The organism is Kosakonia sp. (assembly GCF_032052965.1).
Lineage (GTDB): Bacteria > Pseudomonadota > Gammaproteobacteria > Enterobacterales > Enterobacteriaceae > Kosakonia.
In genome coordinates this window covers 233,447-257,979 of the sequence record NZ_DAMBVN010000002.1, presented here as the reverse complement: position 1 = coordinate 257,979, position 24,533 = coordinate 233,447, and the positions used below count along the sequence as shown (strand labels likewise).

General features: G+C 53.8%; 22 protein-coding genes and 1 riboswitch. Of the genes, 11 read left to right on the top strand and 11 right to left on the bottom strand.

What is annotated here, in order from left to right; translation table 11 throughout:
* Positions 1–7: 7 nt before the first annotated feature.
* The 7 genes from ftsL to leuO form a co-directional block, all read right to left on the bottom strand.
* Positions 8–373, bottom strand: a complete 366-nt coding sequence (ftsL, locus tag RTX30_RS04550) for a cell division protein FtsL (RefSeq protein ID WP_312687260.1) — start codon at positions 371–373, stop codon at positions 8–10.
* A complete protein-coding gene (gene rsmH / locus RTX30_RS04545; protein ID WP_312687257.1) occupies positions 370–1,311 on the bottom strand; it encodes a 16S rRNA (cytosine(1402)-N(4))-methyltransferase RsmH in 942 nt (313 codons plus the stop codon). The genes ftsL and rsmH overlap by 4 nt, the downstream gene beginning before the upstream one ends.
* Before the next feature lie 2 nt (positions 1,312–1,313).
* The gene (gene mraZ / locus RTX30_RS04540) at positions 1,314–1,772 is read right to left on the bottom strand and encodes a division/cell wall cluster transcriptional repressor MraZ (RefSeq protein WP_312687255.1); all 459 of its coding nucleotides are present in this window, start codon (positions 1,770–1,772) and stop codon (positions 1,314–1,316) included.
* A 621-nt stretch (positions 1,773–2,393) separates the two neighbouring features.
* Positions 2,394–3,398, bottom strand: coding sequence for a catabolite repressor/activator (cra, locus tag RTX30_RS04535; RefSeq protein WP_312687253.1), 1,005 nt, complete (start codon positions 3,396–3,398; stop codon positions 2,394–2,396).
* 178 nt (positions 3,399–3,576) lie between these two features.
* Entirely contained in the window at positions 3,577–4,068 is a 492-nt protein-coding gene (gene ilvN / locus RTX30_RS04530; RefSeq protein WP_007373137.1) for an acetolactate synthase small subunit, read from the bottom strand.
* 2 nt (positions 4,069–4,070) lie between these two features.
* Positions 4,071–5,795 carry an acetolactate synthase 3 large subunit gene (gene ilvI, locus RTX30_RS04525; RefSeq protein ID WP_312687250.1) on the bottom strand — a complete coding sequence of 575 codons (1,725 nt, stop codon included), beginning with the start codon at positions 5,793–5,795 and terminating at the stop codon, positions 4,071–4,073.
* A gap of 386 nt (positions 5,796–6,181) precedes the next feature.
* Positions 6,182–7,144, bottom strand: coding sequence for a transcriptional regulator LeuO (gene leuO / locus RTX30_RS04520; protein ID WP_312687471.1), 963 nt, complete (start codon positions 7,142–7,144; stop codon positions 6,182–6,184).
* Positions 7,145–7,687: 543 nt separating this feature from the next.
* Between leuO and leuL the strand changes: the two genes are divergently transcribed.
* The 5 genes from leuL to leuD all read left to right on the top strand — a co-directional run bounded on the left by leuL (position 7,688) and on the right by leuD (position 12,553).
* Positions 7,688–7,774, top strand: coding sequence for a leu operon leader peptide (gene leuL / locus RTX30_RS22360; RefSeq protein WP_409429800.1), 87 nt, complete (start codon positions 7,688–7,690; stop codon positions 7,772–7,774).
* A 94-nt stretch (positions 7,775–7,868) separates the two neighbouring features.
* Positions 7,869–9,440 carry a 2-isopropylmalate synthase gene (gene leuA / locus RTX30_RS04515; protein ID WP_312687248.1) on the top strand — a complete coding sequence of 524 codons (1,572 nt, stop codon included), beginning with the start codon at positions 7,869–7,871 and terminating at the stop codon, positions 9,438–9,440.
* The gene (leuB, locus tag RTX30_RS04510; protein WP_312687246.1) at positions 9,440–10,531 is read left to right on the top strand and encodes a 3-isopropylmalate dehydrogenase; all 1,092 of its coding nucleotides are present in this window, start codon (positions 9,440–9,442) and stop codon (positions 10,529–10,531) included. The genes leuA and leuB overlap by 1 nt, the downstream gene beginning before the upstream one ends.
* Positions 10,532–10,533: 2 nt before the next feature.
* Complete coding sequence (gene leuC, locus RTX30_RS04505) at positions 10,534–11,937, top strand: 3-isopropylmalate dehydratase large subunit (RefSeq protein ID WP_312687244.1); 1,404 nt, start codon at positions 10,534–10,536, stop codon at positions 11,935–11,937.
* Positions 11,938–11,947: 10 nt separating this feature from the next.
* Complete coding sequence (gene leuD / locus RTX30_RS04500) at positions 11,948–12,553, top strand: 3-isopropylmalate dehydratase small subunit (protein WP_312687242.1); 606 nt, start codon at positions 11,948–11,950, stop codon at positions 12,551–12,553.
* 84 nt (positions 12,554–12,637) lie between these two features.
* Here the strand turns inward: leuD and RTX30_RS04495 are convergent, their stop codons facing one another.
* Positions 12,638–13,816, bottom strand: coding sequence for a sugar efflux transporter (locus RTX30_RS04495; protein WP_312687241.1), 1,179 nt, complete (start codon positions 13,814–13,816; stop codon positions 12,638–12,640).
* Between the two features lie 95 nt (positions 13,817–13,911).
* Positions 13,912–14,088 carry a glucose uptake inhibitor SgrT gene (gene sgrT, locus RTX30_RS04490; protein WP_312687239.1) on the bottom strand — a complete coding sequence of 59 codons (177 nt, stop codon included), beginning with the start codon at positions 14,086–14,088 and terminating at the stop codon, positions 13,912–13,914.
* Positions 14,089–14,175: 87 nt separating this feature from the next.
* On the opposite strand from sgrT, the gene sgrR reads away from it, so the two are divergent.
* The 4 genes from sgrR (at position 14,176) to thiQ (ending at position 19,253) form a co-directional block, all read left to right on the top strand.
* Positions 14,176–15,831 carry an HTH-type transcriptional regulator SgrR gene (gene sgrR / locus RTX30_RS04485; protein WP_312687237.1) on the top strand — a complete coding sequence of 552 codons (1,656 nt, stop codon included), beginning with the start codon at positions 14,176–14,178 and terminating at the stop codon, positions 15,829–15,831.
* 36 nt (positions 15,832–15,867) lie between these two features.
* Positions 15,868–15,968: riboswitch (TPP riboswitch) on the top strand.
* Between the two features lie 30 nt (positions 15,969–15,998).
* A complete protein-coding gene (gene thiB, locus RTX30_RS04480; RefSeq protein ID WP_312687235.1) occupies positions 15,999–16,982 on the top strand; it encodes a thiamine ABC transporter substrate binding subunit in 984 nt (327 codons plus the stop codon).
* Entirely contained in the window at positions 16,958–18,568 is a 1,611-nt protein-coding gene (thiP, locus tag RTX30_RS04475) for a thiamine/thiamine pyrophosphate ABC transporter permease ThiP (protein WP_312687233.1), read from the top strand. Before thiB ends, thiP begins: the two co-directional genes overlap by 25 nt.
* Positions 18,552–19,253, top strand: coding sequence for a thiamine ABC transporter ATP-binding protein ThiQ (thiQ, locus tag RTX30_RS04470; RefSeq protein ID WP_312687231.1), 702 nt, complete (start codon positions 18,552–18,554; stop codon positions 19,251–19,253). The genes thiP and thiQ overlap by 17 nt, the downstream gene beginning before the upstream one ends.
* On the opposite strand, the gene RTX30_RS04465 is transcribed toward thiQ, so the two are convergent.
* Complete coding sequence (locus RTX30_RS04465; RefSeq protein WP_312687229.1) at positions 19,247–20,017, bottom strand: DedA family protein; 771 nt, start codon at positions 20,015–20,017, stop codon at positions 19,247–19,249. The two genes, thiQ and RTX30_RS04465, sit on opposite strands and share 7 nt — an antisense overlap.
* A 127-nt stretch (positions 20,018–20,144) precedes the next feature.
* Entirely contained in the window at positions 20,145–20,990 is an 846-nt protein-coding gene (gene araC / locus RTX30_RS04460; RefSeq protein ID WP_312687228.1) for an arabinose operon transcriptional regulator AraC, read from the bottom strand.
* Between the two features lie 335 nt (positions 20,991–21,325).
* Between araC and araB the strand changes: the two genes are divergently transcribed.
* Entirely contained in the window at positions 21,326–23,017 is a 1,692-nt protein-coding gene (araB, locus tag RTX30_RS04455; protein WP_312687226.1) for a ribulokinase, read from the top strand.
* 10 nt (positions 23,018–23,027) lie between these two features.
* A complete protein-coding gene (gene araA / locus RTX30_RS04450) occupies positions 23,028–24,530 on the top strand; it encodes an L-arabinose isomerase (protein ID WP_312687224.1) in 1,503 nt (500 codons plus the stop codon).
* Positions 24,531–24,533: the final 3 nt, after the last annotated feature.

Genomic DNA, 24,533 nt, shown 5'->3' with positions numbered 1-24,533 from the left:
TTCATCTTTATTTCTGCACGACAATATTTTCCTGAGAGGGATCGACATGCTGCATTTGCAGTTTATCCGTCGCGATCCGTTCAACACGGCTGTGATCGCCGAGCGCGTTCTCTTCCAGGATCAGGTTGCGCCATTCGATATCCAGCGCATCACGCTCAAGCACCATTTGTTCACGCTGCGCGGTGAGTAAGCGAGTGTGGTGTGCGGTAGTGACCACCGTTACCGCCGTCATGATGATGCAAATGAACAGACAGAGTGGCAGTTTCCCAAATCGCAAAAGATCGTCGCCGATCACGCCAGGCAAAGCATGGCGCTCGTTGCTTCCTAACGATCCCTTCACTTTGCTCAGGGTCTCTGTCACTCTGCTGATCATGCGTTCGTCCTCTCTGCGATACGCAGAACTGAACTACGGGCACGTGGGTTTTCAGCCACTTCTTCTTCGCCCGGCATCAACTTTCCTAAAGCTCGCAGTTGGCGACCACCCAGTTTACTGAGCTGCTCTTCGGTCATCGGTAGCCCGGCAGGAACCTGAGGGCCACGGCTTTGTTCCCGCATAAAGCGTTTAACAATCCGATCTTCCAGCGAGTGGAAGCTGATAATCGAGAGCCGCCCACCAGGGGCAAGCACACCGAGCGAGTTTTTTAGCGCCAGCTCGATCTCTTCCAGTTCACTGTTCACCCAAATGCGCACCGCCTGGAAGGTACGGGTCGCAGGATGTTTGAATTTGTCTTTCACCGGCGTAGCTGCCGCGACAACTTCTGCCAACTCTTTCGTGCGGGTCATTGGCTCAACACGATTACGCTCTACAATCGCGCGAGCGATACGTTTTGCGAAACGCTCTTCGCCAAAGGTTTTCAACACCCAGGCAATATCGGCTTCTTCTGCGGTTTGCAGCCATTCGGCGGCAGACTGACCGCGTGTCGGATCCATACGCATGTCCAGCGGGCCATCGCGCATGAAAGAGAAACCGCGTTCAGGATCGTCAAGTTGCGGCGAAGAGACACCAAGATCGAGAAGAATTCCGTCGATCTTGCCATTAAGTTCGCGCTCGCTGACATAATCAGCAAGCGCAGAAAAGGGCCCATGAATGATGGAGAAGCGGGGATCATCAATGGTCTGTGCTACGGCAATTGCCTGCGGATCGCGATCGATCGCCAGCAAGCGTCCTTCCGCTCCCAGTTGGGAGAGGATCAGGCGTGAGTGACCACCGCGACCAAAAGTGCCATCGATGTAAATGCCATTCGGACGAATGTTCAGGCCATTAACGGCCTCATCCAGCAGCACCGTCGTGTGTTTAAAATTTTCCATCATATTTACAGAGACAAATCCTGCAATCGATCCGAAAGCGCTTCAGAACCTGATTGCTCAGCGTCGATATCTTCCCTGACCTGTTGATACCAGGTCGTTTCGTCCCACAGCTCAAATTTATTGAACTGCCCGACCAGCATCACTTCTTTGGTCAGCCCGGCGTGTTGCCGTAAAACAGGCGCGATCAATAGACGCCCGGCGCTATCCATCTGGCACTCGCTGGCATGACCTAGCAATAAACGTTGCACGCGTCGCTCAAGCGGGTTCATGCTCGACAGACGCGACAATTTTTGCTCGATAATTTCCCATTCGGGCAGGGGGTAAAGCAGCAGGCATGAGTGACGGATGTCAATGGTGCATACCATTTGACCGGAGGCATTCTCTTGTAGCAAATCCCGATACCGGGTAGGGACGGATAACCGCCCTTTGCTGTCGAGATTGACTAACGTCGCGCCACGGAACATGTCCGATTCACCCCCAGGTGACCTTTTTCACCACTTTATCCCACAAATCCCCACCAAGGGAGTTTACGGAGCGGAGGAAAAGCTTGTCAAGCTAGCGAAAAGGCTAACCAGAGCAAAAGATCCCTTATTCGCAATGAATATCTGCGTTGGTGAATTACTGCTCAGCTTACGAGGCAAATTAACGTCATGAATATTTGCAAGAAAATAAATAGAATATGCGCACCGGCGTTTACAACCATTCAATTTCTGCGCGCGAAATATAAAGTGTCAGTTTGCGACGCGGGCGGCATTTTAAGCCATATTTAGCCCACTGAACAGTGCCAGTTGCGTCCGTTAGCACTTTGCATGGCGGCATGTGCACTGTGTTTACTCGCCTTAAGGGAAAGCGGTTGTTAATTCAGCAATTACGGTGCTTTTTAGATGTAACAATTTAATACAGAAGTCATGTTCAGTTACTTCTCAATAACCTTTAAAAATTGTTTTTAAAGAAACGCCCAGAATAAATAAAAAGTGACCTAAGAAAAAATAAGGATTTATCTTAGGAAGGTGAAAGGCAATAAATGGATTAAAAACATCAGAGAGAACTAAAAAGGCAGCTTGCGCTGCCTTTAATCTTAACAGTTAAACGCGGCTCAATATCCCGCGGCGGTAAAGATTCCTGCGGATACGGCTCAAACCGGCTTTGGGTTTACGCGGCTCATCGAGGCTTGCAAGCACGATCTCCAGCACCCGTTCAGCGACGTCGCGGTGACGCTGCGCCACAGCAAGCACCGGGCATTGCAAAAAATCGAGCAGTTCGTGATCGCCGAAGGTTGCAATCGCTAAATCGGACGGCAGTTTACCGTCCCGGCGTAGCGTAACGTCCAGCACACCCTGCAATAACGCAAAAGAGGTGATAAACAACGCCTGTGGCATTGAGTTGGTTTCCAGCCATTTATCAAACAATTGCGCGGCAGCTTCCCGCTCGTAACTGTTCGCATAGAGGAATTGCACCTCGCGCGGGTCATCTTTCCAGGCAGTGCGGAAGCCTTGCTCTCGCAAGAAGCTGACCGACAACTCCGGAAGCGCCCCCATATAAAGCACGCGTTCCGCCGGGAATTTACGCAGCTCCTGCGCCAGCATCTCTGAATCATCCTGATCGGCACCAACAACGCTGGTGAAATGTTCGCGATCCAGTGCGCGATCCAGCGCGACAATCGGGAAAGAATCATTCGCCCAGCGCTGGTAAAACGGATGCTCAGGCGGAAGAGACGTCGAAACGATAATTGCATCCACCTGGCGCTGCAGGAGATGCTCGATACAGCGCATTTCGTTATCAGGTTGATCTTCTGAACAGGCAATAAGCAACTGGTAGCCGCGCTGACGCGCTTGCCGTTCGAGATAGTTGGCAATGCGTGTATAGCTTGTATTTTCAAGGTCGGGGATAACCAGCCCAATAGAGCGAGTACGTCCTGCTCGCAGCCCAGCCGCTACCGCATTCGGGTGGTAGTTATGCTCACGAACGACAGCCATGACTTTCTCAACGGTTTTGTCGCTGACACGATATTGCTTCGCCTTACCATTAATGACGTAGCTTGCCGTGGTACGTGAGACGCCGGCTAACCGGGCGATTTCATCCAGTTTCACAATTGCCCCTCAAAATGATGTACTCCATAACCTTTTTAGGGATATAGGATAATTTCCATAACATCTAAGCGCAGAATAGGCACTGCGGCAACCGCTTTCGTATCTGGTTCCGTCTGATTTCGCAAAAAAAAGCCCGACACAGCTATGTCGGGACTTTAAATGCAGACAGCAATAACGATTAACGCATGATTTTATCGCCGCGCGACAAGCCAACAACACCTGAGCGAGCGACTTCAACAATTTTCGCCACATCGCGAATGGTCGCCAGAAAGGCATCCAGCTTATCGCTGGTGCCGGCAAGCTGAACCGTATAAATAGAAGGCGTGACATCAATAATCTGACCACGGAAAATTTCCGCGTTTCGTTTGACCTCTTCACGCCCGTATCCGCTGGCCTGGATCTTCACCAGCATGATCTCACGCTCAACGTAAGCGCCCTGCCCCAGTTCATTAACCCGCAGTACATCGACCAGCTTGTGCAGTTGCTTTTCGATTTGCTCAAGTACTTTCTGATCGCCGACCGTTTGAATGGTCATACGCGACAGTGTCGGATCGTCGGTCGGTGCAACCGTCAGGCTTTCAATGTTGTAGCCGCGTTGTGAGAAAAGACCGATCACGCGCGATAACGCGCCCGACTCGTTTTCCAGTAAGACAGACAGTATCCGGCGCATAATCAGGTCCTCTCCGTTTTGCTTAACCACATCTCATCCATTCCGCCGCCGCGGATCTGCATCGGATAAACGTGTTCACTACCATCAACGGTAACATCAACAAACACCAGGCGATTATTTTTCACCTGCTCCAGCGCGTGTGCCAGCTTCTCTTCCAGTTCATCCGGGCGCGTAATATTGATCCCCACATGACCGTAGGCTTCCGCCAGCCGGGCAAAATCAGGCAGAGACTGCATATAGGATTGTGAATGGCGACCGGAATAAATCATGTCCTGCCACTGTTTCACCATGCCTAAATAGCGGTTGTTCAGATTAAGCACCAGCACCGGCAGCTCATACTGCAGCGCAGTAGAGAGTTCCTGAATATTCATCTGGATGCTGCCATCGCCCGTTACGCAAATAACAGTCTCATCCGGAAACGCCATCTTCACACCTAGCGCGGCAGGCAAACCAAACCCCATCGTGCCCAGGCCCCCGGAATTGATCCAGCGGCGTGGCTTATCGAAGCGGTAATAAAGCGCGGCAAACATCTGGTGTTGCCCCACATCGGAGGTCACATACGCCTCGCCGTTGGTCAGGCGCCAAACCGCTTCGATGACTGCCTGCGGCTTGATGCTGTCGCTTTGCGTGTCATATTTCAGACACTGACGCGCCCGCCACTGCTCAAGGCGCAACCACCAGTCACGAACATCATCCAGCGATTGCGGGTACTCTTCCTGAGCCAACAGTTCCAGCATTTGCTCCAGCACTAAACGCGCATCACCGACAATAGGCACGTCCGCCTGTACGGTTTTAGAAATTGAGGTGGGATCGATGTCGATATGAAGAACCGTGGCGTCGGGGCAATATTTCGCCAGGTTATTGGTCGTACGATCGTCAAAGCGCACGCCGACCGCAAAAATGACATCGGAATGGTGCATTGCCATGTTGGCTTCATAAGTGCCATGCATGCCAAGCATACCCAGAGATTGACGGTGAGACGCTGGAAATGCGCCTAATCCCATGAGAGACGACACCACCGGCACATTGAGTTTTTCCGCCAACTGACGGAGCTGGCTTTCACATGCGGAATTAATGGCCCCACCACCGACATAGATAACAGGCTTTTTGGCTGCGCTAAGCGTTTGAAGCGCACGCTTTATTTGCCCTTTGTGCCCCTGCGTTGTCGGATTATACGAGCGCATACTGACCGATTCCGGCCAAACATACGGCAACTTATTCGCTGGATTCATAATGTCTTTTGGCAGATCAACCACCACAGGCCCCGGGCGCCCGCTGGCTGCCAGCCAGAACGCTTTCTTTAATACGCCTGGAATATCTTCGGTCTGTTTAACCAGGAAGCTGTGTTTTACCACCGGGCGGGAGATCCCCACCATGTCGCACTCCTGAAAAGCATCGTAGCCAATCAGAGAAGTCGCCACCTGCCCGGACAGTACGACAAGCGGGACCGAATCCATGTACGCTGTGGCAATCCCCGTAATGGCATTTGTTGCCCCCGGCCCGGATGTAACCAACACAACGCCCACTTCTCCCGTTGCCCGTGCCAGACCGTCCGCCATATGCACTGCGGCCTGTTCGTGGCGTACCAGTACATGTTCTATCCCCCCAACCGTATGCAGGGCATCGTAGATATCGAGGACCGCGCCTCCGGGATAACCGAACACTTTCTTGACGCCTTGATCGATAAGCGATCGGACGACCATCTCGGCTCCAGACAACATCTCCATGGTTTGCCTCCAGGCTTTGTTTTGTCGACTGACGGCGAAAATCATTTCCGCGCTGTCGCTCTGTTCAGAACAGGAAAACCCTGCATTCTGATTATGAATGGCAGTTACCATAACCGCTCAAAATCTGGCAGGCAATTAGCAAACCGGTGATGGCAGATGGCCTGAAAAGAGAAATAGCAACGTCAGTTCGCAAGAATTGGTGAAAACATCTGTGATAAGTAAAGACAATGACCAATCATCGTCCTGATAAGGGACAGCGCAGTAATTCATGCATTTTTACTGCAACCACCAGCGTTTTAAGGATGACAAATCAGGACAAAATACTACCAACGAAACTGAATACAGAATAAACCGGGAGAGGGATCCCGATTTATCCTGTTACGGGGTTATCGACTGCATATCGAAACGAGCAGTTCTTCCATCCACTGGTGCCCTTTATCGCGCCCCGCCGCCTCATGCCATGAGAGATAACAGGTTCGGCTATTCAGGTGCAACGGCAGCGGTAACATGTATAACCCCAGACTTTCCGCGAACTCTTCCGCCAGCCAGCGGGGAGCAATGGCCACAAGATGCGTTTGCGAAACCACATTCAAGGCACTGGTTAACGCCATTCCCTGGTAGGCAATACGGTTTTGTTTTTCTGGCGTGTCATACCAGGGCTGGCTGAAAGAAGCATAGCGCTCCAGGGAAACGACAGCATGCTGCTCTTTAAAAATATCCTCTTCTGTGACGAGAGCATCAAGACGAGGATGATTTGTACTGGCAACCAATACCATATCGTCTTTAAAAAGAGGCACACAGACAAACTCAGGGCGGCGGAATTCATCATAGCCGATCACAAATTCAACTTCCTGATAACGCAACTGATGTTCTGTATTATGATTAAGCGCGGATTTAAAGCCTAAGTGAATATTTGGCGCAATTTTCTCTACGTTATTGTAAATAATAGAGGTTAAAAAATTATCAAGTGGGCTACAAACGCAAAGATTAAAAACGCGATCGCTGGTAACAGGCTCAAATCCCGCGCCGGGTAGTTCGTTTTGCACCAGTTGCAGCGCCTGACGGATCGATCCAAAAAGCTGACAGGCGCGTGTTGTAGGTTGAATACCACGGCCATATCGCACAAAAAGTTCGTCATTAAACATTAGCTTAAGGCGGGCGACAGCATTACTGACCGCCGGTTGAGACATACCCAGCGAATGGGCCGCCCGGGTAATGTTTTGCTCCTGCATTACCGCATCAAATACGGTAAGCAGATTAAGATCCACAGAGCGTAATTGCGGTTTCCCACTACTAACAATCCTATGATTATCAACGCTCTTCCCCGGAAAATCACATGCTGTCGACATCATATACTCCCTTCAATTTCATAATAATATTCAGGAAGATGATTTATCATGCATATTGCATTAATAGAAGTATGCTACGGCAAATTAGGAATATATAAAGCCCATACCTAATGCTTAAGAAACAAAAAAATAGCGGTAATTTGTGAGGTAATATTATGACCTTAACTATTTTTTCAGTTGACTTTATAAATATATCAGGCAATTAAAAAGGAAATCATCTTATTTTCACAGAAAAATAACATACTTTATTGACTTTCCTTGCTCTTAATTTATTTGAAAAGCTAAAAAAAAGATTAATTAAATAAAAATGTTAAAAATAGACTTTGCACAAGCCAGTCCGCGCCAGCCGCATATGGCATAAGAGCGCAGACAGCAAACAAAGCGAACGGTAATAGTGCATTTCATACCACAAGCAGAATAATTATCTAAAGCCATGTCAAACAATTCGCCCTCAAAGCGGTGCATTGACATGCATCAGGGTTGACATTGCAGAACGCATCCGGTACCACTAAAAGCATATCGCATTCATCTGGAGCAAGATTCATGATTCGCAACGTCGGTTTCGCTGGTCTACTACTACTAAACGCATCTCTCGTGCGCGGTAGACCGGTGGGCGACATTCAGAATTGAATCGTCTTCCAGTTTAAGACTAAGAACCCGCGCCTTGGCGCGGGTTTTTTTATGCTCGTAGCAAGGCGACCCAAGAAACAAAAGGACCTAAACCATGAGCCAGCAAGTCGTTATTTTCGATACCACGTTACGTGATGGTGAACAGGCTTTACAGGCAAGCCTGAGCGTGAAAGAGAAACTGCAGATCGCCCTGGCACTGGAACGTATGGGTGTTGATGTCATGGAAGTCGGCTTCCCTGTTTCTTCCCCGGGCGATTTCGAATCCGTGCAGACTATCGCGCGCCAGGTGAAGAACAGCCGGGTTTGCGCCCTCGCTCGCTGCGTTGAAAAAGATATCAATGTCGCAGCTGAGTCGCTGAAAGTAGCAGAAGCGTTTCGTATCCACACGTTTATCGCCACTTCACCGATGCATATCGCTACCAAATTGCGCAGCACGCTGGATGAAGTGATTGAGCGCGCTATCTATATGGTTAAACGTGCGCGTAACTATACCGATGATGTTGAGTTTTCTTGTGAAGATGCAGGTCGTACACCGATTGCCGATCTGGCACGGGTAGTAGAAGCTGCGATTAACGCTGGCGCTAAGACCATCAATATTCCGGATACCGTTGGCTACACCATGCCGTTCGAGTTCTCTAACATCATCTCCGGCCTGTACGAACGCGTGCCAAATATTGATAAAGCGATTATCTCTGTCCATACCCATGACGATTTAGGCCTGGCGGTAGGCAATGCGATTGCCGCTGTGCATGCCGGGGCTCGCCAGGTTGAGGGCGCCATGAACGGTATCGGCGAACGCGCCGGTAACTGCTCGCTGGAAGAAGTGATCATGGCAATTAAAGTGCGCAAAGACATTATGAATGTGCACACCCAAATCAATCACCACGAAATCTGGCGCACCAGCCAAACCGTCAGCCAAATTTGCAATATGCCCATCCCGGCTAACAAAGCCGTTGTCGGCAGCGGCGCATTCGCCCACTCCTCCGGTATTCATCAGGATGGCGTGCTGAAAAACCGCGAAAACTACGAAATCATGACCCCGGAATCAATCGGCCTGAACCAGGTGCAACTGAACCTGACCTCCCGTTCTGGTCGCGCAGCGGTGAAACATCGCATGGATGAAATGGGTTACAAAGAAACGGATTACAGCCTGGATAACCTGTACGACGCGTTCCTGAAACTGGCGGACAAAAAAGGCCAGGTATTCGACTACGACCTGGAAGCGCTGGCGTTTATCAACAAACAACAGGAAGAGCCGGAGCATTTCCGTCTCGAATATTTCAGCGTGCAGTCCGGCTCTAATGATATCGCCACGGCCTCGGTAAAACTGGCCTGCGGGGATGAAATCAAAGCTGAAGCCGCCAACGGTAACGGCCCGGTCGATGCAGTTTATCAGGCGATCAACCGTGTGACGGAATACGACATTGAACTGGTGAAATACGGCCTGAGCGCCAAAGGCCAGGGCAAAGATGCACTGGGCCAGGTCGATATCGTGGTGAACTACAATGGTCGTCGTTTCCATGGTGTAGGTCTGGCGACCGATATCGTTGAATCTTCTGCAAAAGCAATGGTGCACGTACTGAATAGCATCTGGCGCGCCGCCGAAGTCGAACAAGAATTGCAACGCAAAGCTCAGAACAAAGAGAACAACAAGGAAACCGTGTGATGTCGAAGAATTATCATATTGCTGTGTTGCCAGGTGATGGCATTGGCCCGGAAGTGATGGCGCAAGCGCTGAAGGTACTGGAAGCTGTGCGCAACCGTTTTGGTATGCGCATTACCACCAGCCATTATGATGTCGGCGGTATCGCCATCGATCGTCATGGCAACCCGCTGCCGCAGGCAACCGTGGAAGGTTGCGAGCAGGCAGACGCGATCCTGTTTGGCTCCGTAGGCGGACCAAAATGGGAAAACTTGCCCCCGGCGCAGCAACCGGAACGCGGCGCATTGCTGCCACTGCGCAAGCATTTCAAACTGTTCAGCAATCTGCGCCCGGCTAAACTTTATCAAGGTCTGGAGGCATTTTGCCCGCTGCGTGAAGACATCGCGGCAAACGGCTTCGACATCCTGTGTGTACGTGAATTAACCGGGGGTATTTACTTCGGCCAGCCGAAAGGCCGCGAAGGAACCGGTCAGCACGAGAAAGCCTTTGATACAGAGGTGTATCACCGTTTCGAGATTGAGCGTATTGCTCGTATCGCATTTGAATCGGCGCGCAAACGGCGTAAGAAAGTGCACTCTATCGACAAAGCCAACGTTCTGCAGACTTCTCTGCTGTGGCGCGAAATCGTTAACGAAATCGCCACGGAGTACCCGGATGTGCAACTGGCGCATATGTATATTGACAACGCCACCATGCAGTTGATTAAAGATCCGTCCCAGTTCGATGTGCTGCTGTGCTCTAACCTGTTCGGCGACATTCTGTCGGATGAATGCGCAATGATCACTGGTTCCATGGGCATGCTGCCATCGGCAAGCCTGAACGAGCAGGGTTTTGGCCTGTATGAACCGGCGGGCGGCTCAGCGCCGGATATCGCGGGTAAAAATATCGCTAACCCGATTGCGCAAATCCTGTCGCTGGCGTTGCTGTTGCGTTATAGCCTGGACGCGGGCGCTGCGGCTGATGCCATCGAAGGCGCTATCAACCGGGCATTAGAAGAAGGCGTGCGCACCGGCGATTTAGCCCGTGGCGCGGCTGCAGTCAGTACCGATGAGATGGGCGATATCATTGCCCGTTATATCGCTGAAGGGGTGTAATTATGGCTAAGAGCTTGTATGAAAAGTTGTTTGACGCCCATGTCGTCTACGAAGCGCCCAACGAAACCCCGTTGTTATATATCGACCGGCATCTGGTGCACGAAGTCACTTCGCCACAGGCCTTTGATGGTTTGCGCGCGCACCGCCGCCCGGTCCGTCAGCCGGGTAAAACCTTCGCCACGATGGATCACAACGTTTCCACGCAGACGAAAGACATCAACGCCTCCGGCGAGATGGCACGCATTCAGATGCAGGAGCTGATCAAAAACTGTAACGAGTTTGGCGTCGAACTGTACGATCTGAACCACCCGTATCAGGGCATCGTCCACGTTATGGGGCCGGAACAGGGGATCACCCTGCCTGGGATGACCATCGTTTGTGGCGACTCGCATACCGCAACGCACGGCGCATTTGGCGCACTGGCTTTTGGTATCGGCACATCGGAAGTCGAACATGTTCTGGCCACACAAACCCTGAAACAGGGCCGCGCCAGGACCATGAAAATCGAAGTAAAAGGCACTGCAGCACCCGGCATTACCGCAAAAGATATCGTGCTGGCGATCATTGGCAAAACCGGCAGCGCGGGCGGCACAGGTCATGTGGTGGAATTCTGCGGCGATGCTATCCGAGCTTTGAGCATGGAAGGTCGTATGACTCTGTGCAATATGGCAATCGAAATGGGGGCGAAAGCAGGCCTGGTTGCGCCTGACGAAACCACCTTTAATTATGTGCGTGGGCGTCTGCACGCGCCGAAGGGCAAAGATTTTGACGACGCTGTCGCCTACTGGAAAACCCTGCAAACCGACGAAGGCGCGGCCTTCGATACGGTGGTGACGCTGCAGGCAGAAGAGATTGCGCCGCAGGTAACCTGGGGCACGAATCCCGGCCAGGTGATTTCCGTCACGGATGCTATCCCCGATCCGGCGTCTTTCGCCGATCCGGTGGAGCGCGCCTCGGCGGAAAAAGCGCTCGCGTATATGGGCCTGAAACCCGGTGTCCCACTGACCGAAGTGGCTATCGATAAGGTCTTTATCGGGTCCTGCACCAACTCACGGATTGAAGATTTACGTGCAGCAGCAGAAATTGCCAAAGGGCGTAAAGTTGCGCCAGGCGTACAGGCGCTGGTGGTCCCCGGCTCCGGCCCGGTAAAAGCACAGGCGGAAGCAGAAGGTCTGGATAAGATCTTTATTGAAGCCGGTTTCGAATGGCGTTTGCCGGGCTGTTCAATGTGTCTGGCGATGAATAACGATCGTCTGAACCCGGGCGAACGTTGCGCCTCAACCAGCAACCGTAACTTTGAAGGCCGCCAGGGCCGCGGCGGACGCACGCATCTGGTGAGCCCGGCTATGGCGGCCGCTGCGGCGGTAACTGGCCATTTCGCTGATATTCGTAGCCTGCAGCACTAAGGAGACCACCATGGCAGAAAAATTTACCCAACATACCGGCCTGGTTGTTCCGCTGGATGCCGCAAACGTCGATACCGACGCCATTATTCCGAAACAGTTTTTGCAGAAAGTGACGCGAACCGGTTTTGGCGCGCACCTGTTCAATGACTGGCGTTTTCTGGATGACGAAGGTCAGCAGCCCAACCCTGAGTTCGTGCTGAACTTCCCGCAATACAAAGGCGCGTCGATTTTACTGGCGCGTGAAAACTTTGGCTGTGGCTCTTCTCGTGAACATGCGCCGTGGGCGCTGACGGATTACGGCTTCAAAGTGGTTATTGCGCCAAGCTTCGCAGACATCTTCTATGGCAACAGTTTTAACAACCAGTTGCTGCCGGTAACGCTGAACGAGGAAGAGGTAGACGCCCTGTTCACCCTGGTGCAAAGCCAACCGGGCATCACATTTGAAGTCGATCTGGAAGCCCAGGTGGTGAAAGCGGGCGGGAAATCCTACAACTTCAACATTGATGCATTCCGGCGCCACTGCATGTTGAACGGGCTGGACAGTATCGGTTTAACGTTGCAGCACGAAGATGCTATCGCCGCTTACGAACAGAAACAGCCCGCGTTTATGGGCTAATGGAGAGACGTGGGTTGCCAGTTGGCACCCACGCTTACCCGGCCAGTATGATGTTGCTTGCCGGGTAAAGTAACCCCGCGCCGATCATACGTCTTTGACCCTGCTGGTTAGCACCAGCGCCACGACTGAAATTACCGCAATGCCAATATAAACCGCGCCATGACCATAGCTTTGCGCCAGCGCCCCCTGGATCACCCCGGCCAGAATCACACCTGTCGAGATACTGTTCGTGAACAACGTCGTTGCCGACCCGGCTCTTCCTGGCATGAGATCCTGAAACCATAACATGCCGATCCCGGCGATGATGCCGATAAACACTGCGTTAAACAGTTGTAAAGCAAGCAGTGCTGCCTGACTGTGAAAGAAAATCAACCCGAGATAAAACAGCACGCCAGCAGCGACGGCGATCACCATCATTGGCCGTTTACCCACGCGTTTGACCACATAACCCGCGAGGATCATCGCCGGGATCTCCAGCCCGGCAGCCGTTCCCATCAGGATCCCGGCCAGTTTATCGGGCAGGCCAAGTTCAAGGCTTATCCACAACGGCATATCAATGATGTACATGGTGTTGCAGGTCCACATCAGCGTGGAAGCTATAAACAACATGCGTACGTTGTTATCGCTCCAGCCGCTGACCTGCGTCACCGCCGTGTCAGCAGGCTGTTCAATTCGCGCCACGGAAGGTAACCACAACGCAATCAACGCCAGGCTGATAATAAAAAGCCCGGCGGCGAGGGTGAACATGGCGGTAAAGCCATAATTCAGTGCCAGCATAAACGCCAGCGGCGGGCCAATGACCCAGGCCAGCGAGAGCTGCGCACGCATGACAGAGCTGAACATCACCACTTCACGCGCCGAACTGTCGGCATATTCTCGCGCCAGGGCAAACAACTGCGGCATCGCCGTGTTCGCCAGCGAGGCCAGCAATACCCCGCAGGTGATCAAGGTCAAATAGTGGCGGTTAAAAGCAAACAGCAGTGCATTGCCGACCGCCATCATGCAGCAGAAGAGGATCAGTTTGCGGCGATCGCCCCGGCTGTCGGAACGCTTTGCCAGCCACAGGCTAACGAGGATCCCTGCAATAGCGTTGACGGTATAAAACAGCCCGATCCAGAAAGGCTCTGTGCCCACTTCACGGCTTAAAAACAGACTCAGCGTCGGCGCCTGAACCGCACCGGCGACGCCCATCATAAAGGCGACGATCATAAAGGCGATGTACACGCCATTCAGGCGGCGCCCCATCGTCATTAACCAGAGCATGGCATTTCCTTGTCGAAAACAAAAAGCGTTGCAAGCATAAACGAAAAAAGCCAGCAAAAAGGTTTTTTGCTGGCGGGTGCATTTGCACTCAATACTCAGTCACACATGACGTCTGCGGAGCGGTGTGAAGAAACAGGGGGTGTCACTTCCCACTGCATCAGTTCTTCCAGAATTTTCAGGCGCTGTCCTGCACTCTGACGGGCGAGCCAGCACGCATCCTGCGTTGCTCGAAAATAGTCCAGATAAAACCGTCGTAAGGATGCTCTCTTCATATCACCTCCTCGCTTTCATCGAAGAGAAGTATTGGCTTAATATAGGGATTAATAAATTGCTGAGTTTTCGCCAGGAGTTCCTCTTTTATGTCGTCTGGTCGCCTGCAACAACAGTTCATCCGTCTGTGGCAATGCTGCGATGGCAAATCCCAGGAAACCACGCTCAATGAGCTGGCAGAGTTGCTCAGTTGCTCACGCCGCCATATGCGCACGCTCCTGAACACCATGCAGCAGCGCGGCTGGCTAACATGGGACGCTGAAGCTGGGCGCGGGAAACGCTCGCGCCTGACCTTCCTTTATACCGGCCTTGCGCTCCAGCAGCAGCGCGCTGAAGATCTGCTGGAGCAGGATCGTATCGATCAACTGGTTCAACTGGTCGGTGACAAAAGCGCTGTGCGACAAATGCTGGTTTCGCATTTGGGCAGAAGCTTTCGCAGCGGTCGGCATATCCTGCGCGTGCTCTATTATCGCCCGCTGCGTAACCTGCTACCAGGCACCGCGCTCCGGCGTTCCGAAACCCATATGGCACGGCAAATTTTTAGCGCGCTAACGCGAATAAATGAGGAAAATGGGGAACTGGAAGCGGATATTGCCCACCACTGGAAGGCGATTTCCCCGTTACACTGGCGTTTTTATTTACGCCCTGGCATTCATTTCCATCATGGCCGCGAACTGGAAATGAGCGATGTTATCGCTTCCCTGCAACGTGCAACGGCGTTACCGCTTTATTCGCATATCAGCGAGATCCTCTCGCCAACCCCATGGACGCTGGATATTCACCTGACACAACCGGATCGCTGGCTGCCATGGCTGATGGGTTACATTCCGGCAATGATTTTGCCTCGCGAGTGGAATACGATGGCCAACTTTGCCAGCCAGCCGATTGGCACCGGCCCCTATGCGGTCACCCGCAATACCCATAATCAGCTTAAAATCCATGCCTTTGATGATTACTTCGGTTTTCGCGCTCTGATCGACGAAGTTAACGTGTGGGTGTTGCCGGATCTCGCCGATGAACCGACCAGCGGCCTGACGCTCGAAGGGCCAACCGACGGCGAAAAAGCCGTTGAGAGCCGTCTCGAAGAGGGATGCTATTATCTGCTGTTCGACGCCCGCTCCAGCCGTGGCGCTAACCCGGCGGTCAGAGAATGGGTCAGCCAGGTGCTCTCACCCACTAACCTGCTCTGGCATGCCAATGAGCAATATCAGCGCTACTGGTTCCCGGCTTATGGTCTGCTGCCACGCTGGCACCATGCCCGCCCCGGCAGCGGCGAAAAACCTGCCGGTCTGGAAACCCTGACGCTCACGTTCTACCGTGAACATAACGAGCACGAAGCACTCTCCCGCACCATGAGCACCTTATTAGCAGAACATGGGGTAAAACTGATCGTACAGGAAGTGGAGTACGAGGAGTGGTATCGGGGTGAAGCCGTGAGCGATATCTGGCTTAACAGCGCCAACTTTACGTTACCGCTGGATTTTTCCGTGTTCGCCAACCTGTATGAAGTCCCCCTGCTGCAGCACTGTATTATGCGCGACTGGCAAGCCGATGCCGCACAATGGCGTACCGGCGACATGAACCTCGCCCTCTGGTCGCAAGAGTTGCTTGCCAGCAAAGCGATGGTGCCGCTTATTCACCACTGGCTGATGATTCAGGGGCAACGTTCTATGCGCGGGCTGCGTATGAACACACTGGGCTGGTTTGACTTTAAATCTGCCTGGTTCGCGCCACCGGACCCATAACGCTTTCCCATTGTTTACCAAATCATTACAATAGCGGCGTTCTCAACGGGGTGCTGCGCGAAGAGCGTGTGCTGAGAAAATACCCGTCGAACCTGATCCGGATAACGCCGGCGAAGGGATTTGAGGCTATGACTCAAAATCCTTTGCCACCCATATTGAGGTGCAAAGTGTTAAAAAAATGTCTGCCATTCCTGCTGCTGATTGCAGCGCCTGCTTTTGCCAAACCTGTATTGACCGTTTACACCTACGACTCGTTTTCCGCCGACTGGGGCCCGGGCCCTGCGGTGAAAAAAGCCTTTGAAGCCGACTGTGACTGCGAACTGAAATTCGTCGCGCTGGAAGATGGCGTCTCACTGCTTAATCGTCTGCGTATGGAAGGGAAAAAAAGTAAAGCAGACGTGGTACTGGGACTGGATAATAACCTGCTTGAAGCCGCAACGCAGACTAACCTGTTCGCCAAAAGCGGCGTCCCCACCGATGCCGTCAGCATTCCCGGCGGCTGGAAAAACGAGACGTTCGTTCCGTTCGACTATGGCTGGTTCGCCTTTGTCTACGATAAAAACAAGCTGAAAAACCCGCCGAAAAGCCTGAAAGAACTGGTAGAGAGCGACCAAAAATGGCGTGTCATCTATGAAGATCCGCGCACCAGTACGCCAGGCCTGGGTCTGCTGCTGTGGATGCAAAAAGTCTATGGCGACAAAGCCCCGGAAGCCTGGCAAAAACTGGCAGCAAAAACGGTGACCGTCACCAAAGGCTGGAGCGAAGCTTATGGGCTGTTCCTGAAAGGCGAGAGCGATCTGGTGCTAAGCTACACCACCTCACCGGCTTACCATCTGATCGAAGAGAAAAAAGATCGCTACGCGGCAGCCAATTTCAGCGAAGGGCACTATTTGCAAGTGGAAGTGGCCGCCCGCACTGCCGCCAGTAAACAGCCGGAACTTGCGGAGAAGTTCCTGAAATTTATGGTTTCCCCTGCTTTCCAGAATGCTATCCCGACTGGCAACTGGATGTACCCTGTCAGCGATGTCACCCTGCCTGCCGGTTTTGAGACGCTGACAAAACCGCAGACGTCACTCGAATATAGCCCGCAAGATGTTGCCGCACAGCGCGCGGGCTGGATTAGCGCATGGCAACGCGCCGTCAGCCGCTGATTGCCGGCTGGCTGATACCTGGCCTCACCGCCGCCATTGTGATGGTGGCGGTGGCGCTGGCCGCTTTCCTGGCACTATGGCAAAACGCCCCCACCACCGCGTTGTCGGCGTTCTGGCAGGACAGCTACTTGTGGCACGTGGTGCGGTTCTCTTTCTGGCAGGCATTTCTCTCCGCCCTGCTCTCCGTGGTTCCGGCCATTTTTCTTGCCCGCGCCCTCTACAGACGCCGCTTCCCTGGCCGTCTCGCACTGTTACGCCTGTGCGCAATGACGCTTATCCTGCCGGTGCTGGTCGCAGTATTTGGCATTCTTAGTGTTTATGGGCGCCAGGGGTGGCTGGCCAGCCTCTGGCAACTCTCAGGACACGAGTGGACATTTTCGCCCTATGGATTACAGGGTATTTTGCTGGCCCATGTCTTTTTTAACCTGCCAATGGCGTCGCGTTTATTTTTGCAATCGCTGGAGCTGATCCCCGGCGAGCAGCGCCAGCTGGCAGCGCAGCTGGGCATGAACGGCTGGTCATTCTTTCGCTTTGTTGAGTGGCCGTGGCTACGTCGCCAGCTCCTCCCTGTCGCGGCGCTGATTTTTATGCTCTGTTTCGCCAGTTTCGCTACCGTCCTGTCGCTTGGCGGCGGGCCGCAAGCCACTACCATTGAACTGGCTATCTACCAGGCGCTAAGCTTCGATTTCGATCCCGCACGTGCTGCCATGCTGGCGCTGATCCAGATGGTGTGCTGCCTTGCACTGGTATTGCTGAGCCAACGGTTGAGCAAAGCGATAGCCGTGGGTAGCCATCAGATTCAGGGCTGGCGCAATCCGCAGGACCGTCTGTTCAGCAGAATTGCCGACAGCATACTGATTGGCCTGGCACTGTTGCTGCTGCTGCCGCCCTTGTTGGCGGTGATCATTGACGGGATCAATATGAGCATGCTGAAAGTTCTGGCAGAACCTATTCTATGGCAGGCTATTGGCACCTCACTGCGCATTGCGCTGGCCGCCGGGTTGCTGTGTGTGGTACTCACAATGATGCTGCTGTGGAGTAGCCGTGAACTACGCGCCCGCCAGCAAAATCTGGCCGGTCAGGCGCTGGATCTGAGCGGCATGCTGATTCTGGCAATGCCAGGCATTGTGCTGGCTACCGGTTTCTTCCTGTTACTGAACGACAGTGTGGGTTTGCCTGCTTCCGCCGATGGCATCGTCATCTTCACCAATGCATTGATGGCCATCCCTTATGCTTTGAAAGTACTGGAAAACCCGATGCGCGACGTGGCTGCACGCTACAATTTGCTGTGCCAGTCGCTGGGCATGCAGGGCTGGCAGCGGCTGCGGGTAGTGGAATTACGCGCCCTGAAACGCCCGCTGGCGCAGGCGCTGGCCTTTGCCTGCGTTCTTTCAATCGGGGATTTTGGTATTGTGGCGCTCTTTGGCAATGACGATTTCCGCACATTGCCGTTTTATTTGTATCAACAAATCGGCTCTTATCGCAGCCAGGACGGGGCTGTTACCGCATTGATCCTGCTGCTGCTGTGCTTTTTATTATTCACATTGATAGACAAACTTCCGGGCCGCCATGCTAAGACTGACTGATGTCACCTGGCTTTATCAGCACCTGCCAATGCGTTTCTCTCTCTCGGTTCAACGCGGAGAGCAGATTGCTGTTCTCGGCCCCAGCGGGGCAGGCAAAAGCACACTCCTGAACCTGATTGCCGGCTTCCTCACCCCAGCAAGCGGCACGCTGCTGATAGCAGGAACAGACCATACACGGACGCCCCCATCTCAGCGCCCGGTCTCAATGCTGTTTCAGGAAAACAACCTGTTTACCCACCTCACCGTGTACCAGAACATCGCACTGGGGCTGCATCCGGGGCTAAAACTGCATGCCGACCAGCAAAGCAAGCTGCAGCGAATTGCGGAAACGATGGGGCTGGAAACATTACTGCAACGTCTGCCAGATCAGCTCTCCGGCGGCCAGCGCCAGCGTGTTGCACTGGCCCGCTGCCTGGTCCGGGAACAACCGGTACTGCTACTGGATGAACCCTTTTCGGCGCTCGATCCGGCGCTACGTCAGGAAATGCTGAGCCTGGTGCGGGAGGTGTGCCGCCACCAGCAACTCACGCTCTTGATGGTGTCACACAGCATTGAAGACGCTGCGCACATTGCCGATCGTTCGCTGGTCATTGCAGATGGACGTATCGCCTGGGATGGTCGCACCGCCGATTTGTTGAGCGGCAAATCGGCGGCATCAGGATTGTTGGGTATTCGCGGTCAGTGACCGCGTATAACATCCGCCAGAATGTTGAGATACATCGGCATCAGTGGGTGTTTCGACAGCAAGGCTGCCGCTGCCACGCCTGCGATTAACGTTACTGGCGCCAGCCAGATCAGCCGCTGCCGCGGCAAATAACGCGCCAGACGATCGACGCCCGCTTTGCCGGAGCGCCATAAGCGCCAGCATAACCAGCCGCCCAGCCACAACAACAACGCCGTCAGTAGCAGCAACCATTTGAAATTGCCGCTTTGCATATCCGGCGGAATGTCAATTGCCGCACCGGCAAGAATACCGGGCAGAAAGTAGAAGGGTGGCCATAACAGGCAGCCGATAATATTCGGCGGCAGGAACTTACGGATCGGCAGATCCAGCATACCGGCCACCATCGGAATTAGCGGACGCGTCGGGCCAACAAAGCGCCCAACAAGAATGGTAAACACGCTGTGCTGGTGCAGCGCATGTTCGGTTTTGTTGAGCAGCGCTTTGTTCTTTTTCATAAACGACCAGCGATGCAGCGGACCTTTAAAGCGCCAGCCAAGCCAGAATGAGATCCAGTCGCCCAGCAGGCATCCCACTATTCCCGCCAGCCACGCATGCCAGAAATTGACTTCGCCGCTGCCAATTAGCGCCCCCAGCGCTGCCATCATCACCGTTCCGGGCAGGATCAACCCAACCAGCGCCAGCGATTCAAAGAAGGCTACCAGCGCAATCGCCGCCAGCGAATAGGCGGCGGATTGGGTAATAAAGTGTTCCAGCAGTGATTCCATAACCTGTCCTGTTCAGAATGAAGGCTGGATTCTCCAGAGGGTATCCGCGAGCGTCAAGCTTTCAATTATCTGAAATTTTTACGAGTTATGTCACTTTTCAGAACCGTTTATTGCCAAACTTTACGAATCATTCACATCCGGCACGGAATTCACTCGGGCTGGCGCCCGTGCATTTTTTAAACACCCGCGAGAAGTAGAGTTGATCATCAAAACCGACATTGCGGCCCACGCTGGCAATCGGCATACGCGTGGTGCTGAGCAGTAATTTGGCCTGACTGATGCGCTGATCCTCGCGCCAGCTCAACACGCTCACCCCCAACTGCTGGCGAAACAGGTGCGACAACCGCGACGGCGACAAACAGACATGCTGGGCTACGCCCGCAATATCGAAATGGCTGTCCGCCAGGTGGTCGCTAATGTACTGGCAGGCATCACGCACGCGGTTATCCAAAGGCGGGTGCAGCGAGGCGTTGATTGCTTCCATTCTGCGCAACAGAAGCTGCTCCAACAGGTTTATCGCCAGATGTTCCGCATAACGGCCTGCGCTCTGCCCGGCATCAATAATTTGCGCGAAAAGTTCGCGAAAACGCTCCATATTGTCATCATCCGGGCGGTAAAATCCCGTTTGTGCAAATAGCGTCGGCCAGCTTAACCATTCATGCCAGTAAGCGCGCGGCCGAAAATAAACCCACTGGTGATACCACTCTGTGGCGTCCGGGTGGCGGCCATAATGGTGAATTTCACCCGGCGGAAAAAGCAAAATATCCCCGGGGCGGCAGACGAATTGCTTGCCCTGGTTTTTGACAATCCCTTCACCGCGCACGGTAAGATTGAGGATATAGCCTTTCATTCCCAACGGGCGGTCAATAAAGAAATCGAGATACCCTTCTGACTCGATAGGCGTCAGACCCGCGACCAAATGCGCGTTAAATGAGTATCCGGGCAGCAGTGGATCATTTTGTGATTCAGCCATAAACGCATTACTCCGAGGCTCAGCAAGGAAACCAATTGTCCATATTGGCGGTCACACAACTTCCCCCACTCCTGCGCACAGGGGATGCAAACGCGTATAACGTGTAATCCCGCCAGATAAAAGCAATTACGCCTTTCCTCCCCCTTCAGTCGGGGTAAAAAGGGATAACGGAAGTGTCTATAAAGGTGGCAGAAATGTCCACATCGAATTTTTGCACGGCGTCACACTTTCCCATGCCATAGCATTTTCGTCCATAAGATTAGCGGATCCTGCCTGACGGTTTTTGCCATCGGTCACTATGTTTTTGCTAACGGTTATTCTTATGGAGCAACACCATGGCAATCACAATTGGCCTCGATTTCGGCAGCGATTCAGTACGTGCGCTGGCGGTAGACTGCACATCCGGGGCGGAGATCGCCACCAGCGTAGAATGGTATCCGCGCTGGCAGGAGGGCCGCTATTGCGACGCCCCACATAATCAGTTTCGTCATCATCCGCGTGATTACATTGAGTCGATGGAAGCCGCACTCAAAGCAGTCGTGACGCAGTTAAGTGAAACGCAACGGGCGGCGATCAAAGGTATCGGCGTAGACAGCACCGGTTCTACGCCCGCCCCGATTGATGCGGAAGGTCGCGTACTGGCCCTGCGCCCGGAATTCGCCGATAACCCGAACGCCATGTTTGTGTTATGGAAAGATCACACTGCCGTCGAAGAAGCGGAAGCGATTACTCGCCTGTGCCACACCCCCGGCAAAACAGACTACTCACGCTATATTGGCGGCATTTATTCCAGTGAATGGTTCTGGGCCAAAATTCTGCATGTCACCCGAGCCGACAGCGCCGTGGCGCAGGCCGCCGTCTCCTGGATCGAGCTGTGCGATTGGGTTCCGGCCCTGCTTTCCGGGACCACCCGTCCGCAAGCGATTCGCCGTGGTCGTTGCAGCGCCGGGCATAAATCGCTGTGGCATGAAAGCTGGGGTGGCTTACCACCGGCCTCTTTCTTTGACGAGCTGGATCCGATCATTAATAAGCATCTCGACTGGCCGCTGTTCACCGATACCTTTACCGCCGATCTTCCGGTCGGCACGCTCACCGCAGAATGGGCACAGCGCCTGGGTCTTTCCGAGTCGGTCGTGATTTCCGGCGGTGCGTTTGACTGCCATATGGGCGCAGTGGGCGCTGGCGCACAGCCCAACACGCTGGTGAAAGTGATTGGTACTTCTACCTGCGACATTCTGATTGCCGACAAACAAAGCGTTGGGCAACGCGCGGTAAAAGGCATTTGCGGCCAGGTTGATGGCAGCGTGGTACCAGACTTTATCGGGCTGGAGGCCGGGCAATCCGCCTTTGGCGATATCTATGCCTGGTTTGGCCGTATCCTCGGCTGGCCGCTGGAACAACTGGCGCAACAACACCCGGAACTGAAAGCGCAAATCCAGGCCAGCCAGAAACAGCTTCTGCCCGCGCTCACTGACGCCTGGGTAAAAAATCCCTCGCTGGAACATCTGCCAGTCGTGCTCGACTGGTTTAACGGCCGGCGCACCCCCAACGCCAACCAGCGCCTGAAAGGGGTCATCACCGACCTCAACCTGGCGACGGACGCGCCAGCGTTGTTCGGTGGGCTGATCGCCGCAACAGCCTTCGGCGCGCGCGCCATCATGGAGTGCTTTACCGAACAGGGGATCGCCGTCGACAACGTGATGGCGCTGGGCGGTATCGCCCGTAAGAACATCGGCGTAATGCAGGCCTGCTGTGACGTGCTTAATCGCCCGTTGCAGGTGGTGGCCTCTGAACAATGTTGTGCGCTGGGCGCGGCCATTTTTGCCGCCGTCGCGGCGCAGGTGCATGCGGATATCCCGGCGGCGCAACAGAAGATGGCCAGCGCCATCGAAAAAACCCTGCAGCCTTCGCCGCAAGCTCAGCAATTTGAACGCCTCTATCGCCGCTATCAGCAGTGGGCGAAGAGCGCCGAACAACACTATCTCCCTTCCGCCGCGACAGTCTCGCAGGCCGCGTTAACTCATTAAGGACAAGATCATGACTATTTTCGACAATTATGAAGTGTGGTTCGTCATTGGCAGTCAGCACCTGTATGGCCCTGAAGCGCTGAAGCAGGTGACGAAGCATGCTGAACAGGTGGTCAACGCCCTCAATGCGGAAGCGAAACTCCCCTGCAAACTGGTGCTGAAACCACTGGGCACCTCGCCGGACGAAATCACAGCGATTTGTCGTGATGCGAACTATGACGACAAATGCGCCGGGATGGTGGTGTGGCTGCACACCTTCTCCCCGGCAAAAATGTGGATCAACGGCCTGAGTATCCTGAACAAACCGCTGTTGCAGTTTCATACCCAGTTTAACGCTGCCCTGCCGTGGGACAGCATTGATATGGACTTTATGAACCTCAACCAGACCGCGCACGGCGGCCGCGAATTTGGCTTTATTGGCGCACGTATGCGCCTGCAACATAGCGTTGTAACTGGCCACTGGCAGGACAAACACGCGCACACCCGTATTGGCGCCTGGATGCGTCAGGCTGTCTCTAAACAGGATACCCGCCACCTGAAAGTGGTCCGTTTTGGCGACAATATGCGCGAAGTAGCAGTGACCGATGGCGATAAAGTCGCTGCCCAGATTAAGTTTGGTTTCTCGGTTAATACCTGGGGCGTGGGCGATCTGGTCCAGGTGGTCAATGCGGTCAGTGACGGTGATGTTAATGCGCTGGTGGATGAGTACGAAAGCAGCTACCGGCTGACGGCAGCGGCACAAGTTCACGGCGACAAACGTCAGAACGTTATCGACGCCGCGCGTATTGAATTGGGTATGAAGCGTTTCCTTGAAGAGGGTGGATTCCACGCGTTTACCACTACGTTTGAAGATTTGCATGGCCTGAAACAACTGCCGGGCCTGGCGGTGCAACGCCTGATGCAACAAGGCTACGGCTTTGCTGGCGAGGGTGACTGGAAGACTGCAGCACTGCTGCGCATCATGAAGGTGATGTCCGGCGGACTGAATGGAGGCACCTCCTTTATGGAGGATTACACCTACCACTTTGAACACGGAAACGACCTGGTGCTCGGCTCCCATATGCTGGAAGTCTGCCCGAGTATCGCCATTGAAGAGAAACCGATCCTCGACGTGCAATACCTCGGCATTGGCGGCAAGGCCGATCCGGCACGCCTGATCTTCTCCACGCAGACCGGCCCGGCAATTAACGCCAGCCTGATCGATCTGGGGGATCGTTTCCGCCTGCTGGTGAACTGCGTCGACGCGGTGAAAACGCCACATGATCTGCCCAAACTGCCAGTGGCCAACGCACTGTGGAAAGCGCAGCCGGATCTGCCAACCGCATCGGAAGCGTGGATCCTCGCCGGCGGCGCGCACCACACTGTGTTCAGTCACGCGCTGACGCTCGATGACATGCGCCAGTTTAGTGAACTGCATGACATCGAACTGACTGTGATTGATAACGACACCCGCCTGCCTGCGTTTAAAGATGCGCTGCGCTGGAACGAAGTGTATTACGGTTCAAAACGCTAAACC